At 48.3% G+C, this 18,333-nt stretch carries 12 protein-coding genes; 9 read left to right on the forward strand and 3 right to left on the reverse strand.

What is annotated here, in order from left to right; translation table 11 throughout:
* Window positions 1-68: 68 nt before the first annotated feature.
* The gene (locus MHB43_RS01720; RefSeq protein WP_076210297.1) at window positions 69-533 is read left to right on the forward strand and encodes a hypothetical protein; all 465 of its coding nucleotides are present in this window, start codon (window positions 69-71) and stop codon (window positions 531-533) included.
* A gap of 112 nt (window positions 534-645) precedes the next feature.
* Here the strand turns inward: MHB43_RS01720 and MHB43_RS01725 are convergent, their stop codons facing one another.
* Together MHB43_RS01725 and MHB43_RS01730 are read right to left on the reverse strand one after the other, a co-directional pair.
* The gene (locus MHB43_RS01725) at window positions 646-3,666 is read right to left on the reverse strand and encodes a DEAD/DEAH box helicase (RefSeq protein ID WP_405132375.1); all 3,021 of its coding nucleotides are present in this window, start codon (window positions 3,664-3,666) and stop codon (window positions 646-648) included.
* A 5-nt stretch (window positions 3,667-3,671) separates the two neighbouring features.
* Window positions 3,672-5,450, reverse strand: coding sequence for an SWIM zinc finger domain-containing protein (locus tag MHB43_RS01730; RefSeq protein WP_405131210.1), 1,779 nt, complete (start codon window positions 5,448-5,450; stop codon window positions 3,672-3,674).
* Between the two features lie 280 nt (window positions 5,451-5,730).
* Here MHB43_RS01730 and MHB43_RS01735 point away from each other — a divergent pair, with 280 nt between their 5' ends.
* Window positions 5,731-6,549, forward strand: coding sequence for an endonuclease/exonuclease/phosphatase family protein (locus MHB43_RS01735; RefSeq protein ID WP_405131211.1), 819 nt, complete (start codon window positions 5,731-5,733; stop codon window positions 6,547-6,549).
* Window positions 6,550-6,722: 173 nt separating this feature from the next.
* Here the strand turns inward: MHB43_RS01735 and MHB43_RS01740 are convergent, their stop codons facing one another.
* Entirely contained in the window at window positions 6,723-7,550 is an 828-nt protein-coding gene (locus tag MHB43_RS01740; protein ID WP_405131212.1) for a methyl-accepting chemotaxis protein, read from the reverse strand.
* Window positions 7,551-8,104: 554 nt separating this feature from the next.
* Here MHB43_RS01740 and MHB43_RS01745 point away from each other — a divergent pair.
* The 7 genes from MHB43_RS01745 to MHB43_RS01775 all read left to right on the forward strand — a co-directional run bounded on the left by MHB43_RS01745 (window position 8,105) and on the right by MHB43_RS01775 (window position 17,893).
* Window positions 8,105-10,348, forward strand: a complete 2,244-nt coding sequence (locus MHB43_RS01745) for a glycoside hydrolase family 105 protein (RefSeq protein WP_405132376.1) — start codon at window positions 8,105-8,107, stop codon at window positions 10,346-10,348.
* 266 nt (window positions 10,349-10,614) lie between these two features.
* Complete coding sequence (locus MHB43_RS01750; RefSeq protein WP_339181269.1) at window positions 10,615-11,955, forward strand: ABC transporter substrate-binding protein; 1,341 nt, start codon at window positions 10,615-10,617, stop codon at window positions 11,953-11,955.
* A gap of 47 nt (window positions 11,956-12,002) precedes the next feature.
* Complete coding sequence (locus tag MHB43_RS01755) at window positions 12,003-12,953, forward strand: carbohydrate ABC transporter permease (RefSeq protein ID WP_036616398.1); 951 nt, start codon at window positions 12,003-12,005, stop codon at window positions 12,951-12,953.
* Entirely contained in the window at window positions 12,950-13,798 is an 849-nt protein-coding gene (locus MHB43_RS01760) for a carbohydrate ABC transporter permease (RefSeq protein ID WP_192136130.1), read from the forward strand. Before MHB43_RS01755 ends, MHB43_RS01760 begins: the two co-directional genes overlap by 4 nt.
* Before the next feature lie 28 nt (window positions 13,799-13,826).
* The gene (locus MHB43_RS01765) at window positions 13,827-15,695 is read left to right on the forward strand and encodes a sensor histidine kinase (RefSeq protein ID WP_405131213.1); all 1,869 of its coding nucleotides are present in this window, start codon (window positions 13,827-13,829) and stop codon (window positions 15,693-15,695) included.
* Window positions 15,692-17,296 carry a response regulator gene (locus MHB43_RS01770; protein ID WP_405131214.1) on the forward strand — a complete coding sequence of 535 codons (1,605 nt, stop codon included), beginning with the start codon at window positions 15,692-15,694 and terminating at the stop codon, window positions 17,294-17,296. The genes MHB43_RS01765 and MHB43_RS01770 overlap by 4 nt, the downstream gene beginning before the upstream one ends.
* A gap of 51 nt (window positions 17,297-17,347) precedes the next feature.
* Window positions 17,348-17,893 carry a GNAT family N-acetyltransferase gene (locus MHB43_RS01775; protein WP_221822242.1) on the forward strand — a complete coding sequence of 182 codons (546 nt, stop codon included), beginning with the start codon at window positions 17,348-17,350 and terminating at the stop codon, window positions 17,891-17,893.
* Window positions 17,894-18,333: the final 440 nt, after the last annotated feature.

The following is an 18,333-nucleotide window of genomic DNA, read 5'->3' on the forward strand; positions in this document are numbered from 1 at the left end:
GATTTAAAATGGCAGAAGATGCCAACGAAAAACTGGTACATATTACATATATACTTGGAGGAACATTCATGAAACGTTCAGGCAAATTTTTCGCTTCAACAGTAGTTGCTGCTGTTGCTGCAGTATCCATCGTCTCTTCAGCTTCAGCGAGCACAGTTTCAGTCTCCAACATTTCTGGCGTAACACCTGTCAACATCAGCAGTATGGATATCGAAACGGCTTTGATGATGGTTCAGAGCGAACGCACCAAATTGCTGGATGCGCAATTGCAAACGCAAATTCAGGAAGTTCAGAACCGTAATCAACTGATCGCGGATTTGAACTCTCAATTGCAGATAGCCCAGCAAAACGGGGATGAAGCAGCTATTCAAAAGCTGAAAGGCCAAATTGATGCAGCGGGCAATTCCCAACAGATGGACATGCTTCGTCTGCAGTCCATGTCCAACAAGCGCAATGAAGCGTTTGATGTCATGACGAACTTTGTCAAAAAAATGCAGGATTCAAGATCATCCATCATCGGTAACATGCGTTAAGAACGGATGATTAACTGCAACAACACAAAAAGAGCGAAGCCGGAATTTAAATTCCGAAACTTCGCTCTTTTTGTATTTCTCTTTTTCTATGATATATCTCATCTAATCCAAGTTAGCCCGACCAGTCACGACGCCGAGTGAACAGATCCTGCAACTCATCCGTCGACAATTCGGTAATCCAGTTCTCGGAGCTTGTGATGATGTTATCGCTGAGCTGCTGTTTGCTCTCCAACATCTCGTCGATCCGCTCCTCCAATGTACCAAGAGAGATGAACTTATGCACCTGAACATCCTTCGTCTGACCCATTCGATAAGCCCGGTCGGTAGCTTGATTCTCAACAGCCGGGTTCCACCAGCGGTCAAAATGGAAGACATGATTGGCTGCGGTCAGATTCAATCCCACACCGCCAGCCTTGATGGACAGAATGAAGACGGATGGTTGCTTATCCTCAGGCAATGTACGGGACTGGAATTCCTCAATCATGCGATCTCGCGCCGTTTTGGACGTACCCCCGTGCAGGTACAATACAGGCTCCTGCAACTCCTGACGTAGTACTTGTTGCAGCATCTGTCCCATACCGATATATTGGGTAAAAATCAGGCATCGTTCGCCCTCGTCCCTTAATTCCCGGACAAGCTCCATCAGTCGTTCCAGCTTTGCGGAGCGGCTGATCAGCATCGCCATATCCTGCGGGCTGTACACATCATAAGCAGATGTCAGTGCACCGTCTTGGGGCAGTTCCTCCGGCAAAGCTTCTTTTGTCAGCAGCAGCGGGTGGTCACACAATTGCTTAAGCTGAGTTAGGGCTGAGAGGATCGCACCTTTGCGCTTGATACCTTCCAGTTCTTTCATTTTATCCATCAGGGCCTGCACGGATTGGTCATACAATGCACTTTGTTCGCCCGTAAGGTGAATATAGGTTTTCATCTCGTTTTTGTCCGGCAGGTCAAGCTGGATGTTGGGATCTTTTTTCTTGCGGCGCAACATGAATGGTTTCACCAATTGCTGCAGATCCTGCATGCGCTGCTCATCTTTATCTTTTTCAATGGCACTGATGAAGCGAGTCTGGAATGCCCGGGCGTTGCCCAGATATCCTGGATTGATAAAGTCATAGATCGACCACAGCTCGGACAACCTATTCTCGATCGGCGTACCTGTCATGGCAATGCGGTGTTTCGCCGGGAAACTGCGGACCGCCAAGGACTGTTTGGTCTGGGCGTTTTTGATATTCTGCGCTTCATCGAGACAGATGCATGCCCAGGTGTAGGTTTGTAACATCTCTTGATCCAGTGTAGCCGTAGCAAAGGATGTGATAATAATATCCACCTGCTCGGTCTGCTCCCGGAATTCTTCTCCACTTAATCGGCGTGCGCCATAATGCAGACTGACATGAATGGAGGGTGCGAAGCGGCTAATTTCCTTTTGCCAGTTGCCCAGTACGGAAGTTGGGCAGATCAGAAGTACCGGGGCTTGTCCCGGCTTACGTGGTTCATGATCCTTGATGTGTAACAGATACGTGATGAACTGAATGGTTTTTCCGAGACCCATATCATCGGCAAGACATGCCCCAAGTCCAAATCTGCGCAGGAAACCAAGCCATGCAAAACCTTCCTTCTGATACGATCGCAGCTCGGCATGAAGCCCTGTCGGAATGGGCAGGGAAGGTGCGCCGCCTTGTCCGCCCCCGAGTTGTGCAATAACCCGGTTCAGGTGCTCATTCAGTTCTACTTCCAGCCGAATGTTCTGATCATCCTGTGGTTGCTGCTCTTCCTCGGATTGTTGTCCTTCCTTCCATTTCTGGTTGCGATATTCCCGTTGCTCATTGTGCAGCAGATGCAGGTGCAGAATATCCTGGAATGAGAGTCCCTGTTCCCGATCTACACCGCCCATGGCACGACGTATCTGTTCCAGCAGGTCGGGGTCGAGAGGAACCCATTCTCCACGGAAGCGAACCAGTCGTTCATTACGGGCAACCAGATCAGCGAATTCATCTTCACTGAGGTCCGTGTCACCGATAGCAATGCGCCAGTCAAAATGAATTATCGAGTCCAGTCCAAAGAACGACTGTCCCCGCTCACTGCCTTCCTCAGGCTGCACCTTGGCGCGAAGCTTTGGTTTCTTCTTACGGGCTGCTTCCCACCAACCAGGCAGCAGAACTTGCCAGCCCGCTGCGAGCAACCTGCCGCTATCCTGCGTCAGGAACTGCCAGGCTTCCTGATCTCCCAAAGGATCACTCAGCACATCGCGTCTACCGCTAATGGAACTTCCGAGACGCGGCAGATGTGCGCGAAGCTGATCCAGCCATCCGGCAGAGCGGTCCAGAACGAAGGGGGTCCATACCTCGGGCCATTCCCCTTCAAGCCTGCCGCGCGAATCCAGCATGACGGGTACCAATACAGCGGCATCAAGCTTATTCTGTAATACCAGTCGCAGACGCCAAGATGGCTCATCCTCATCCGGCTCCTGCAATTGCAGCATGGGCCTGAATGGTGCAGCATCCGCTTTCCAGCCAATGGATACGAGCCAGGACTGGGCGTCCATTCCGGCTGTCTTAGGGAGAGTGCCGCGCTCTGGGAACAACTGCGGGAATTCACGCCGCAGATCGGTTGCCGCTTCCTCCGAACTGTACCAGCGCTGGAATACAAAGGCGGAGTAGGCCGCCCCGAGTCCTTCGGCATAACTCTCGTCCGTCTGCTGAATCGCCTTGGTAAGCGATGCTCGATCCTGCTTCTTCAAGCTATCCGGGTCCCAGGTCCACTGAAGCTGTCCTGCACGGTAGGCCTCGAAGCTAGGTACGTATTTGCGTTTTTCGATAGAAGATGCGAGTGCGGGAGCTAGTCGAATCAGATGTTCCGCCTGTTCGTCCCATTTCCATTCAATATGAAGCAGGGTATGCATCTCTGCAAAGAAGGGAATCACTTCTTCCGCTGGCAGAACAACCAGCTCAATCTCTTCAATCTGCCGAACTTCTAATTCGGTGCCGTAGAAGGAAGGCACATGCCAGGCGAACAATCGCTGCTTAAGCGACTGTCCGGATACAAAGTGGTGCGTGTTGAGTGCTCCATAAAACAAAGCATCGCCATATCCGGTTAAAGCGACGTGAACCTCAATCGTTTCAGTGTAAGGATGAATTAAGCTCATGAGATCAGTTTACCTTTCCGAAGCTCTTCCTGCAGGGCGCGCAGCCGACTGTTACGAACAGCGAGTGTGGTGATAAATTGCTCCCAGTGCGCTTCTTGCTTCAATTTCTTATAGATTTTGGACAGACGTTTCAGCAGCTTCACGGCTGCTTTGTATCCGTCCCTGTTTTTGTGTCCGATATAACGCTCCACTGCCTGATGATAGAAGGGGAGCAGTAGCTCAGGTGCATCTTTTTCGATCGGTTGCAGCATCGCTACGCGGAATTCGAGAGGTTCCGTTCCCGTACTCAGCTGAAAATCAATCCATCTGCGCCACTGTCCACGCGAATGCATAGCATCCTCGTAGGCGGGGCGGGAGTGGGGAAGCATACTGACAAGCGTGTCCCACATGCGGTTCTCTGTATCGGGCAGATGTTGAATAGCCGTGTCCCACAGATGCATGTAATCATTCAAAGGTGTATTACGCCGATTCGACAGCAAGGGACCAAGTTGTACCAACCAATCCCCAAGCCGCTTCCATTCGGCCGAGTCTGCGAGTACATGGAGAAAATGCAACAGTTGTTCTGGCGGGAAACCGTAGGTTGAGCTTCCATGGATGAGTCGCTGCCATGCCTGATCATCTTGCCCTACATGGAAGTGCATCCAGCTCTGCGCTAGTACTAGCGGCAGGGGCAGTGTTACGGCTTTGCCTGGTCTATCACTACTACTTCCATTATTTTGAGCGCTACCCAAGACACTCCCACCTGACTGTGAAGGTGGCGAAGCGGCGGTTATATTGCGCTCTATATCATCTAAGATGGCCTGTTCCGACACTAACATGTCCCGCGACCCTTGAAGCTCAGGTACAATCCAGTTCAACCAAAGTTGTCGATAGATCGGGGTGAAGAACATCATGCTGGCTGTCTCAGGCATCATCTGTTTGCGTAAATAAGCTGAGGTTTCGGCCAGTCTGCTCCAAAGTTGTTCAAGCTTGTTTCCCTTTAGACCCGAGAGGTCTAGTGGATGGTTAAAGATCCGCTCAATGTCTTTCAGAAGTGCATCCACCGCGAGCTGGGCAGGGTAACTCAAGTACACGGGGGTATGCGTGATGGAGTTACGGGCCGGCGGCACGCAGAATCGGATGAGGTGCAGCTGTACATGTAGTTCAAAAAGTTGGTCCATTGCAGCGTTCAGTCTTGGCTTAATGGCATATAGCTCGTCCGTTGCTTCCTGTACGTAGGACGTGCTTGCTGTGCCAGTACCCAGCCGTCTCAGACAGGAGTGGAATAGCTCGTGCCATTCCGAGATTTCGAGATCAGCAAGCTCTGTTGCACGTTCCTTGATCTGGCTGTATTGGTTGTCCAGAATGTCCGTATCCTGCTGTTTATCGGCATCTGTATAGCTGGATAGTCCTGCGGACATGGCACCGACGGGTTTGGTCGTTTGTTTGAGCGCAGTACTGGAGTGCGCATTCACAATCGCATGCACAGGTCGCTCCAGTTGCTCGGCATAACTCATTAATACAGCCGTCATATGTTTGCATACGGAACTCACCGGGCAGGTACAATGACTTGTAGTCAGGGACTGCATGCTTAGTGTGACCTCGTACTCTTCCGATCCTTGTACAACGGCCGAGATCCCTTGTTGTTCGGAATAGGTTAATGGTCCGACACGTTTCTGTTTATAATATTGGAATCCGCGCATGATCGTCAGGTTATTAAAATGCTCCGCAACCTGCCTGATCAACTGTTGCCACTGCGCATCATCCATCCTCATGTTATTCGGTATGTTCATCATTCCATCTCCTGGGGTAAACATAGGTTCAGTAGTCACCACGTCTATGACGTGATGTTGTAAATTTGTTGTATCCATCATATCAGTTATGAGCCAATCCGTGCATGGGGTATGAAGAATTTGAAGTTATTTTAGACCAACTGGAATCAGGATGAACACGTCGGTTCTGCTGGCGGACGGAATGCATGATTGCACCATATTGTGTATGCTTATGGTATGTATTCCTATCAGGAACGATGCAGGCCGGGGAAACGGCCATATTACACACAACAGGAGAGAGCATATGAAAATACTTACGTTAAACACACACGCTTGGGCGGAAGAGAATCAACTGAACAAGATCAGTCAACTGGCTGATTTTATTAATACACATCAATTCGATGTAATCTCCATGCAGGAGGTCAACCAATTCATGCAGGAAGCGGCGCTTTCTGAAGAAGAACTGAAGATGTATTATGTTACTGAATCCGACGCTGTGATTAAAAAAGACAACTATGCCTACGTCCTGCTTCAGCAGCTGACAGAGCAATATTACTGGACGTGGATTCCCGCTCATGTTGGGTTCCAAAAGTACGATGAAGGACTGGCGATCCTTAGCCGGACGCCGATTAAGCAGGCTTTTGGGGAATACGTGTCCCACATGCGGGATTATAACAACTATCGTACACGCAAGATTGTGGGAATCCAGACGGTCATCCAAGGTGAAGCAACCTGGTTTGTGAACGGACATTATAACTGGTGGGATGATGCGCAGGAACCTTTCAAGGGACAGTGGGAGTTAACGGAGAGCAAGCTTGCCCCCTACATGGATCAGCCGTTATATATAATGGGTGATTTCAATAATGTCGCGGAAGTGCGTGATGAAGGTTATGATTATATGATGAGCAAAGGCTGGAATGACCTGTACACCACAGCATTGCAAAAGGATGAAGGAGCAACTGTGGTGAAGGCCATTGCCGGCTGGGCAGATAACAAACGCGATCTTCGGATCGACTATATTTTCTCCAATCGTCCGATTCAGGCTAAATCTTCTACCGTGGTCTTGAACGGTAAAAACGGGCCGGTCGTGTCCGACCATTTTGGTGTCGCTGTAGAGATATAACAGCCGTGTGACCATAAACCGTAAAGGTGATATCACCGCAAATACGAAACAAAGCCTCCGCTGACTTCCTGTTAAGGGAAGTTGCCGGAGGCTTTTCACATTCTAAATCATTTTCTGTGTCTATGTACATTTCATATCATATCATTCATTCTTTCTGCTGTGGAACTGGACTGTTACTCGAGCGACAGCATCTGATGTACAAACTTTTTCAGATTAGCGCTTGTCTCGCTAAGTTGTTCGATACTTTCCATGAACTCGGTAACAAGCTTGGCCTGATCCACTGTTGCGGTTGTAATCTGACCGATCTCCTGCTCCATATGTTTCATGGAATCTTGCACGCTGCCTAGGGATGATTCGATATCAGCCGCTGCTTGTTTCGTATGATCTGACAGCTTGCGTACTTCACTGGCAACCACACCGAAGCCGGCTCCCTGATCGCCCACACGGGCTGCCTCTATCATGGCGTTGAGTCCAAGCAGATTGGTTTGTTCCGATACTTCACGAATGACGTTTGTTACTTTACTTACACTGACCGAGTTCTCTGAAGCTTTTTTGGAGTTGCGCAGAATCTCTTCCGAGGTTGCGGAGAGTTCTTCAGAATGTGCAGCAATTTGCTGAATGCCACCAACAAGAGCATTAATGGTTGTTTCATTTTCACGGATCAGCGTTTCCAGTGTCATGTGACTATCCAGTGCGTAGTTCACACCCAATATACCCACAACCTGATCGTTCTCTTTAATAGGGATTAGAATGGAATCAAAAGGTCTACCCTGCAGATCACCAGGCATACGTGCCACGGTACGGGAATCTCTGTTAGTCAGCATTTTGAAATGTTTATAATCATCATGCAGCTCATCCCCAACCTTTACACCAATCTCCAGACTTTTTGCCTCGGAAAAATACAATACTTTCTCATGATCATTAATGGATATGGATATGTCGTCACGGAACATTTGGCTAACAAAAGGCATAGCATTTACCAGAGATTCAAGAGTATTCAATGTGCATCTTTCCTTCCCGATACAAAAAGTGGAATTTTTCAATCTATATAAGTTGAACTAAAGATATATTCACACGTACACTCCGATGACAGAATAACCTTCCAATCGCTGTTATCCCCAGATTTTTTTGATTCCCTTTTCTCAAGGGAAAAATCCGGTGATAAAGGCGAACGCTTCGCTTTTTCAGTTTTTTTCTGTCCTCTACGTTTCTGTGTAAATGATTAGTTCAACATATATAGTTTCTATATCGGTAACAATTTCCGTTTTTTTGAATTAATGTCCCAAATGAAGGTGTAATTGGCGAAGGAAAAACCAAATCTTCTGATTTTTTGTAAGCGTAATCAAAAATCTGTAGCCACCACAGAACATGTCAGTTATACTGGGATTATTATTCGGCTATTCAGAAGATAACCAAGGGACATACCTATTTCCCGGTAAGGGGATTACCCACCTAGGTTAAGCGCTATACTTTATCGGTTAGGTGCTCCAGTGTGGAGGGTATGAATGCAATGATATAAGACTTTATTTCAACGGGAGAAGGATGTGTGCCATCGATGACGACCTATTTCAGTGAACCACAGAGCATGTATTACCGATTTGGAGAAGATCAGGATCAGGTGTTGAAGGTACTGGCCGAGAGGTATATTGGAGCCAATGCGCAGGCTGATTTTGTATATCGGGTATTCCAGAAGTCTGGTATTTTGCAAAATGAAAAAGGGCTTTATGATCTGAATTTAGGTAAACGCTTTCCTGATGCACCTAAAGACCATATATCCTACGCAGCTGCACTAGTTTGGGGGGACGAGGACCGAAACCTGGATGTACTGGTCAGCTGTTATGGGCCTGTTCGTTTCTATTTCAATGAGCAGTTGGTCTATCGCTCTACCGTAATGGATGAGATTAGTCCAGACGCAACGGTTAAGCTCAGCATCGATATCAAGCCTGGTTGGAACACCATTTGGCTGGAGATGAAAAACACCCCTGCCGGATTTGGCTGCCAATTTGGGTCAGATGAAGGAAAAGTGCGCATTTTGAATGTATTTGCTCCATTTCAGGAGAGACAGGGGCAAGCGGGGTGGGTGTTCTCCCAACCGAACCCAGCCACGAGTAAACAACCGGACCTGCTTGGAAAAGAATCAGACTACAGCTTGAACTGGCTGCCTGAGACAGGCTGGTCTGATGAAGATAAAACCAAGCCAGCTTTCGAAAGAATATACGGAAATCTTCCTGGAAAGCATGCTTATGCCTGGACCCATCTGAACAATAATGATTCAACCGGGAGTCCGGTGCGATTGTCAGGACAATCTTCGGGTTCTCTGAGTATTTGGATTGGCGGCAAGCCTGTGGCGCAAGTGAAGGAGCCGGGTTCGTTCGAAGTGGATATACCAGTCTCCTTTGGACGGAGTAACCTGATTGTCCGAAGTGAATGCAACGATACGGCTGAACCATGGCATTTTAATATGAATGCAACCGTTTCGGGTAAGCCACTTTCGCTGGAACTTCCTCAGCGTGTGCACGGTGCTTCCGGAGAGTCTTGGTTATATGTCGGCCCTTTTGAATCGGGGGTTGAACCGGATTTGCAGGATCTGACCCGAACGGATCGAGTGTATCTAACGGGGCAAGGACAGACATATTGGCGCTTGGATCGACCGGATGCCTGGATCAGACCTTATTATGAAAATGCCATGTTAAGCAACAAATGGACAGTGGGCAGTGTGACTAATTATGGTCGCTGGGATTATCCATTGGGTGTCACTGTATATGGTCTATTACGGACGGGGCGTTATTTGCAGAGACCAGACATTACATGTTATGCGGCTGAGCATGTGCAGGCATGTACCCAGATGTATGAGTACTCATTATGGGATCGGGAGCAGTATGGTTTCCCGGCAGTCAATCAACAATTGGTCATGCTGAAAATGCTGGATAACTGCGGTTCTTTTGGTTCAGCCATGCTGGAAGCGTATTCCGAGTGTCATGAACCAACGTTTCTTCCGATTGCTGAACGGATCGCCGATTTCATGCTTTTCCGTTTGGAACGACAGGAGGATGGGGCATTTTATCGTACATGCGTAGGGGAGTATGCAGAGAATACCATGTGGGCAGATGATCTCTACATGAGTACGCCGTTTCTCGTTCGTTATGCACGGGTGACAGGCAACTCGGCCGCATTGGATGAAGCCGCCAGACAATTTTCACTGTATCGGAAGTATCTGTTTATGCCTGAGTTCAAGATCATGTCCCATGTGTATGATTTCAAATACGAACAGGCAACGCAGATTCCATGGGGACGGGGAAATGGCTGGACACTGTTTTCCTTGACGGAGGTATTGGAAGCTTTGCCGGCAGAGCATCCCGAGCGTCCAGCCTTAATAGATTTCTTCAATGAGCTGTGTGAAGGGTACGCAGCGCTTCAAGGGGAAAGCGGGTTGTGGCATCAGGTGTTGAATGTTCCGCAGACGTATGAAGAAGCCTCCTGCACGGCGATGTTTGCCTATGGTTTTGCGAGAGGTGTGCGTTTTGGCTGGTTCAAAGACCCTGAAGTTTATGTCGCAGCTGCCGAGCGGGCTTGGAAGGGACTCATCTGCAAAGCAATCGATCGTCAAGGGAATGTGCATGGTGTGTGCAGCGGTTCGAGATATGCGTTTACGGCAGAGTATTATGATCAGGACTTGCGTACCGTCACCAATGACAATCACGGAATAGGCATTATGATGCTGGCAGGAACTGAAGTGGCAAAAATGAAGAAACATCTGGCTGAGCACAGAGTGTCTTCACCTGCAGTCTCACATTCCTGACAGACCACTGAGGTCTGATTTTCATATTATCGTTCCTATACAACAAGTTATCTTCTGCTCCACGTAATACGGTTGTATATCCGTAATCATATTTGAGACGGGATCATCACCGCCGGGAATATCATTCCTGGTGGTTTTTGATTCCTGTAACTCCTTACTTTTTTGACAGGAAAGCTTACTTTTGTTTATGTCATGTGCAGCAATGGACCGATACAATAGGTTTTGTAAGCGATTCCATAAATGCAAGAAGGGGAGGAAATTCATTTATGATGATTACAAAAAAGTGGGTAACCCTGTTCTGCCTGTCCCTGTTATTGTTCGCTACAGCCTGTTCTGGAGGGGCCACCGATACACCATCTTCTTCTGGAGAAGCAAGTGGAAGTGAAGGAGATTCATCAGGCAAGATTGAACTGCGCATGACCTGGTGGGGATCACAGACTAGACATGATCTGACGACCAAAGTCATCCAATTGTTTGAAGAGAAACATCCGGGAATCACCATTAAACCTGAATATTCCGGTTGGGACGGTTACTTTGACAAGTTGACTACACAGGTAGCTGGTTCGAATGCACCTGATATCATCCAGATGGATTACGCCTTTCTGACTGACTTTGCCCGGCGTGGGGCCTTGCTTGACCTGACCCCGTTTGCAGAGAGCAAAGAGCTGCGGACAGAGGACCATGATCAGAGCATGATTACAGCCGGATCAATTGACGATAAATTATATGCGATTACCCTCGGAGTTAACGCACCGGGTGTCATCTATGATGCCACCGTATTTCAGGAATTAGGAATCGAAGAACCACAAGAGAGCTGGACATGGAAGGATTTTGGGGATATTGCGACTAAGATCGCCGCAGCCAAAGGTGAGGGGTTCTATGGATCTGCAGACATTTCCGGTACAACGAACATGTTTGAAGTGTTTATCCGGCAATCCGGAAAAGGATTGTTCGATGGTGGCACAATGACAGCTACCAGCGAGGAGCTTCAGCAATGGTTCGATATGTGGAGCGCACTACGCGAGAATGGTGGAGTGACCACAGCGGAGATAACGGCATCCACAACCAATGCGCTGGAGACACGCCCGATCTCGCTGGGTACAGCTGCGATGGATTTTGCATGGTCTAATCAATTGCTGACATTCCAGCAGGTGAACAAAAACCAGGATCATAAGCTTGGCATACAGGTTCTTCCGCATGGTGTAGGTGAAAAGCAAATCGGTGAATATCTGAAGCCAGGCCAGTTCCTCTCCGGTTATGGCAAAACCAAACATCCAAAGGAAGTTGCCATGTTCATTGATTTCATGGTCAATGATCCAGAAGCAACCGCTATTCTTGGTTCTGAACGTGGGGTACCGGTCAATTCCAGTATTCGTGAACAGATGCAACCTACGCTGCCGGAAGCAGAGCAAGTCATTTTCCAATTTATCGATACGGTATCGAAGAACTCCAGCGAGATTGACCCGCCATACCCGCAAGGATTTGCTGAAGTGGACACGAGTTTCAAGAGCGCAAGCGAGCAGATCGCCTTCGGTCAAGGCAGTACTCCAGATGTCATTGCCCAGTTTATTGAAGGAGCCAAGGCTACGCTTGGATCGAGTCAATAATAATTGAAACTGTCTCAGACTTCTAATTCTGCGGGGAGGTTGCGAAGATGACGACATCACAGGTCAGTCAAGCCCGAATCGAGCGTGTAACTACCCGGCGGGTGAAACGGAGATATGCCCACAATGGAGCAGCGCTTCTGTTCCTCGCCCCATGGCTTGTCGGATTGTTATTTCTAACCCTTGGTCCCATGCTGGTATCGTTATACATCTCGTTCACTGATTACAGTATCCTGGCCGCCCCTTCCTGGGTCGGTCTGGATAACTACACCACGATGTTTACATCGGATAAACTGTTTACCCAGTCGCTCAAAGTCACCTTCACGTATGTCGCTGTATCCGTACCGGTCAAGTTGATCTTTGCGCTGCTGGTAGCCATGTTGCTCAACAAAGGGATTCGAGGACTCGGTATTTACCGGACGGTGTATTACATCCCGACATTGCTTGGGGGTAGCGTGGCGATTGCGATGTTGTGGCGTAAAATGCTGGGTGGGGATGGGCTGCTCAATAGTGTCCTTGCCATGGTAGGTATTAAAGCTCCCGATTGGGTTGCGAATCCGAAGTATGCCCTGTACTCCATCGTCCTGTTATCCGTATGGCAGTTTGGATCGTCGATGATTATTTTTCTGGCTGGCCTGAAGCAGATTCCACCCGAGTATGATGAAGCCTCAGCGGTAGATGGTGCAGGTCCTCTTCGGAGATTCTTCTATATAACGTTGCCGATTCTGTCACCTGTCATCTTCTTCAATCTCGTGATGCAGCTGATTACATCGTTTCAATCGTTCACACAGGCTTTTGTTATCAGTAACGGTAGCGGAGGGCCAGTGAATTCAACCTTAATGTACTCTCTGTATCTGTACAAAAAAGGATTCTCATTCTTTCAGATGGGCTACGCTTCCGCGATGGCCTGGGTGCTGGTCATCCTGATTGGCGTATTTACATTGCTCGTATTCCGCAGCAGCAAGCTGTGGGTGCACTATGAGGATGGTGGGAAATCATGATTGGACAACGGAACTCTACAGCATGGGTCGTCGGCAAACATGTGTTGATCTCAGGCATCGCCTTTATCATGCTCTACCCGATCCTCTGGATGCTGGGCAGCTCATTCAAACCGGGACATATGATCTTTACAGAGACCTGGTTCTGGCCACAGGAATGGAATTGGCAAAATTACATGAATGGCTGGTCGGGTATTCAGGGCAATCCATTCTCCCGCTTCCTGACCAACTCTGTCATCCTGTCGCTTGGAGCTGTGCTGGGCAATGTGATTTCCTGCTCTATGGCGGCGTATGCGTTCGCTCGGCTGAATTTTCGTTTCAAAGCTATCTGTTTCGGCCTGATGCTTATGACAATCATGCTGCCCCATCATGTGACGCTGATCCCGCAGTATATCCTTTTCAACCACCTGGAGTGGGTGAATACGTATCTGCCGCTTGTCGTGCCAAAATGGTTGGCGACTGACGCCTTCTTCATTTTCCTCATGGTACAGTTCTTCCGGGGATTGCCCAAAGAGTTGGATGAGGCGGCCACCATCGATGGATGCGGTCCTGTGAAAATATACACCAAAATCATCATTCCACTTGCTTTCCCAGCGCTGGTTACCACGATGATCTTTACGTTCTTGTGGACATGGGACGACTTCTTCAGTCAGTTGATCTACCTGAGTGACGTGAGCAAATACACCGTGCCGCTGGGTCTGCGTTTGTTCCTTGATTCCAGCTCTCAATCCGATTGGGGTCCGATGTTTGCCATGTCGGTGTTGTCACTGGTGCCATGTTTTATCGTATTTATCGTGTGTCAAAAGTACTTCGTGGAAGGAATCGCGACCTCTGGGCTCAAAGGGTAATTCCAAGACGAAACGAGTTGATTTTTCCATGGGGAAAGGAAGATGGTCTTCATTCATTAATCAAAAGCTGCAACAAAGCAAGCTCTCCACGTTGATGGTGACTTGCTTTATTGCGTTTAACCTCCTGCTCGTCTCGGTTGTGGTCTGGCTGGCATATCAGTCTTTCTCCACGGTCACATTTGCCGAGATTAGCAAAGCACGTCTGGCTCTTCTGAACGAAAGCACACGTCGGGGATTTGATTTTATCACAGGGGTAACTGGAACCGCTTATGCCTTGGCAAGCAATCGGGAACTGTCCAGTCTGCTCGAAACGGCTGATACGGGCAGGCTTGCACAGATTCACCAGCGGAGAGAGGTCTCTCGAATTCTGGATCATACCATGGTCGTGAGTGAAGGCATCACTTCCATTGAACTGTATACGGATGTCTTTAATGAAGTGACAGTGACTATGGCTGATCGCATATTTCCGGTGGACACCATCGCACACGACTCTTGGTTTGCTACGCTGGAAAAGGCTGATGCCGCTTGGGTTCCGCTGCGTGAGAACGAATCAGGCCAATCCCTGGTCGGATACGCCCAACGGATTTTCGACAGTCGTGGAGGGACGGTTGCCTATGTGCTCATTCGACTGAGCAGAGCGGACATCGTACGCAGGTTTGCCGATGTACCCATGGTGCTTGATGGAAAAGTCCTGTTGGTAGATACCGCTGGTAATGTCGTAATGCAGATGGGGAGAGTTGATCCAGCAGGGGAGAAGGAACGAGCGGATAGAAGAAATGAAGCGAGTACAGTACAGGAACCGGGTGGAGCTGTAAATTCATCTTCTTCTATTATAGATAGTGCATGGATTCAGGAACATGTCCAACCTGGTGCAGACGGATACGAAGTGGTTTCCGGCCAACCCGGAGGTGCTCAATTGGTGCTGTACTCCAGGCCAGCCATGCTTCAGTGGCGCCTTGTACAGACTATTCCGGTATATACACTGTTATCTCCGCTCAGACAAGCGGGCTGGCAGATCCTTGGCATCGCCGTACTTGGACTATTATGCTCGGCTGTGCTGGCGTACCTGTTTGTAAGGCAGATCATCCGGCCTTTACGACAATTGATCAAGCGAATGAGACAACTGGAGAAAGGGGACTTCGATACCCGGGTCCAACTCTCATTTACGGAGGAATATGCCCACTTGGCTTATGGCTTTAATCATATGGCTTCACAGCTCACGACGCTGATGGAACAGGTGAAGGATGAGAGCCGGGCCAAGCGTGAAGCCCAGACGGGCTTGCTTGAGGCCCAGATCAAACCACATTTTCTATACAACACCCTCGACATGATCCACTGGCGCGCACTCGATTACGAAGCCAAGGATATCAGTCGTATGATTGTACAACTCAGTAAGCTGTTACGGATCGGACTGAGTGGAGGGAGATTGTTTATACGGGTTCGTGATGAGTTGGAACATGCCCGTTGCTACGTTAACATCCAGTCAGAGCGGCTACCGTTCTCCATTCAATATCAGGAGCAGATCGATCCGCATATTCGCGGTTGTTACATTCCCAAAATCATTGTGCAGCCCTTCATCGAAAATGCCGTTATGCACGGGCACCCTGAAGAAGGCACACTTCGAATTCAGGTGTATATGCACGAAGAGGTTGGCCCGCATGAGGATATCGTCATTCGTATCACGGATAATGGGCGGGGTTTGCCGGAGGGGTGGAAACTCGAAGAGACGTGTGGCATCGGCGTACGGAATGTACATCAGCGCATTCAGCTTTATTGTGGGAAGAGATATGGTGTTCAACTGAGCGATAGAGCGTCAGGTGGCGTGGAAGTGACCATTACGCTGCCGCGTATTGAGACCGACGAGCAATTAAATCTATGGCTGGACGGTGAAAAATGATGAAGACCATTATGCTTGTTGATGACGATCCTCATATTGTAAAGGCATTAACAGATCATATCGATTGGCCTTCTCTAGGCCTCAGCATTGCAGGCACTGCTTCCAATGGCTTGGATGCGCTGGAGCTGTTTCACCGCATGCATCCAGATGTCGTTATGACTGACGTCTACCTGCCGGGGATGACCGGGCTTGAGATCACACAGACGTTGCGCCGTGATCATCCCCACTTGCCGATCATCATTCTTAGTGGATATGACGAATTCGAGAACGCCCGGGCAGCCATGCGTTGGGGTGTGAATCACTTTTTGCTGAAGCCGGCAGAGGTTGAGGAGATTGAATCTGTGCTGCGGGAGGTGCTACTGGAACAAGATGTGAGAGAGCGGCATGAGCGGCTGGAGCAGACATACAAGCAGGAGGTCGGACGGGTACTTCCGTATTTGCGCAAACAATTTCTTCACGAACTGCTAACTACGCGATATCGGGCAGACGAGCTGCCCAAAGAACGCATGGACTATATAGGTATTCATATGTCCTCACAGACACGCGCCATTAGTCTGCAACTGAATCGCCCCGTGTTTTTGACTCGAATGAAAGAACGGGATTGGCAGCTTCTCCGCTATGGGGCGGCAGATATTATTCAGGAGACGGTGAAGGAGCAAGCGGCGAGCATGAATGGTCAGGTTGAGATTGTTGATTATTCGGATCAGGTATTTGTGTTGCTTCTATTAGGAGATAAAGATCATCTGGAGGAATGCCTGCCACTCGTGGAGCGAATGATCGATCAGATCTTTACGTATCTGAAAATTGAAGTGAGTGCTGGAATCGGAAGATCCAAGAGTCACCCATGTGAGGTGATAGATTCCTATCTCGAGAGCAGAGAAGCGGTGGAGACAGCAGAGTTTCAAGGTGGAAGTCGTATCTACCACTATGAAACATCAAAGGAAACAGAACCAAGTGTGACCGATTATTCATTATTGCTTCGTCAATGGAATGAGGCTTGGACGGATATTCGACCTGACCTGGCCGAAGAGGTATGGCATCATATTTGCCTTTTGCTGAAAGAGGGGAAATGTGTTGGGATACAGGATGTACAGGTTGTGGCCGTCAGTTTGTTTGACACATTGATGCATAGCTGGAACCGACTTCACCCTATGTTAACGCCGCCGCTGGCGATGAGTGATTTTCTGCGTGAAATTCAATCGAAATATGCTTTGCATGATCTGGTAAACTGGATGGATCGTATTATCTGCGACTGGCTGGAACAGATACGTAAGGAGATGGGCGAGAAGAAAAGCAATAAACTTATCGAGCAGGTGAAACAGTATGTAGAGCTTCATTACGCCGAAGAGATTAGTTTTGAAGCGATAGCCAAGGGGCTGTTTGTACATCCGAAGTATCTGAGTCAATTGTTCAAAAGGGTGACCGGTGAGAATTTCGTGAGTTATTTGAACGGGTACCGGATTCAGAGAGCGTTGGAACTGTTGCAGTCGGGACATTACATGGTATATGAGGTGAGCGAGATGACGGGGTTCCGTAATGCGACGTATTTCAGCCAGGTGTTCAAAATGCTTACGGGCAAGAGTCCGTCTGAGGTGGGGTAGGGCGATACAGGTACAGTAATTATACAGAGCGGAAGAGGAGATCTGGTTCTTATGATGATCGATCGGCAGGAATATAACATTAAAGGCTTATCTTACTCCATTAGATCAGCAGAGGAAAAGGATGCTGAGGCCTTGTCTTTACTACGTGTACAAATCGATGGGGAAACCGAGAACATGGATCGTGAAGAGGGTGAGGCGTATATCGACGCAGCCGGGTTTAGGCGGATCATCCATTTGGACACTGAGAAGTCACGGAATCTGTTCCTTGTTGCTGTGGCGGCGGGCGAGATTGTGGGATACTCCCGATGTGAAGGTACAGAGTTGAAGCGCTTTTGCCATAAAGTTGAGTTCGGCGTGTGTGTAGCCCGAGAGTTCTGGGGACATGGGATTGGTAAGAACCTGCTGGAGAAGTCGATAGAATGGGCAGACCAGACTGGTGTAGAGAAGATTGCGTTGAACGTGCTGGCATCCAACGATAAGGCAATCGAGTTATATCAAAAGAGAGGCTTCGGGATCGAAGGCATTTTGAAAAGGGATCGGCGACACACGGATGGACAGTATCACGACACGATAGTGATGGGCAGGTTCAGAGACTAATAGTATAAAAAGTGAAAGTAAAATCTATATAAGCCCACAGGATATGGAGTTCTATTGTTAGATTTGATACCGACATAATAGATAGCAGCGTTATTTAGTAGAAGTATTATGTTTCTTATCTTATAGAACGAATGTAATGATGCTGAAGGAGACTGTTTACAACCTATATTGAGATAGATTAGACCAGTGAGTGTATATAGGGTATAGTAAAAGGTATTGCCATTGGAAAAGAGATTATAAAGAAATTGAACTAGATATATAGTTGGCTTGGTAATGGGATATTTTACAAGTGGTAATTGTATTGTACATATGATATATTCTATATCCGGCCAAAAAACACGAGAAACAAAGTGTTGCAGGTGAAACAAATAAGCTTCGAAAGAAACTTAAAAAAAGAGCTTGCTAAGTTGGTTCGGAAGTGTTAAGATATAAAAGTTGCT

Origin of the sequence: Paenibacillus sp. FSL H8-0317 (genome assembly GCF_045040685.1) — a bacterium.
Classification (GTDB): Bacteria; Bacillota; Bacilli; order Paenibacillales; family Paenibacillaceae; genus Paenibacillus.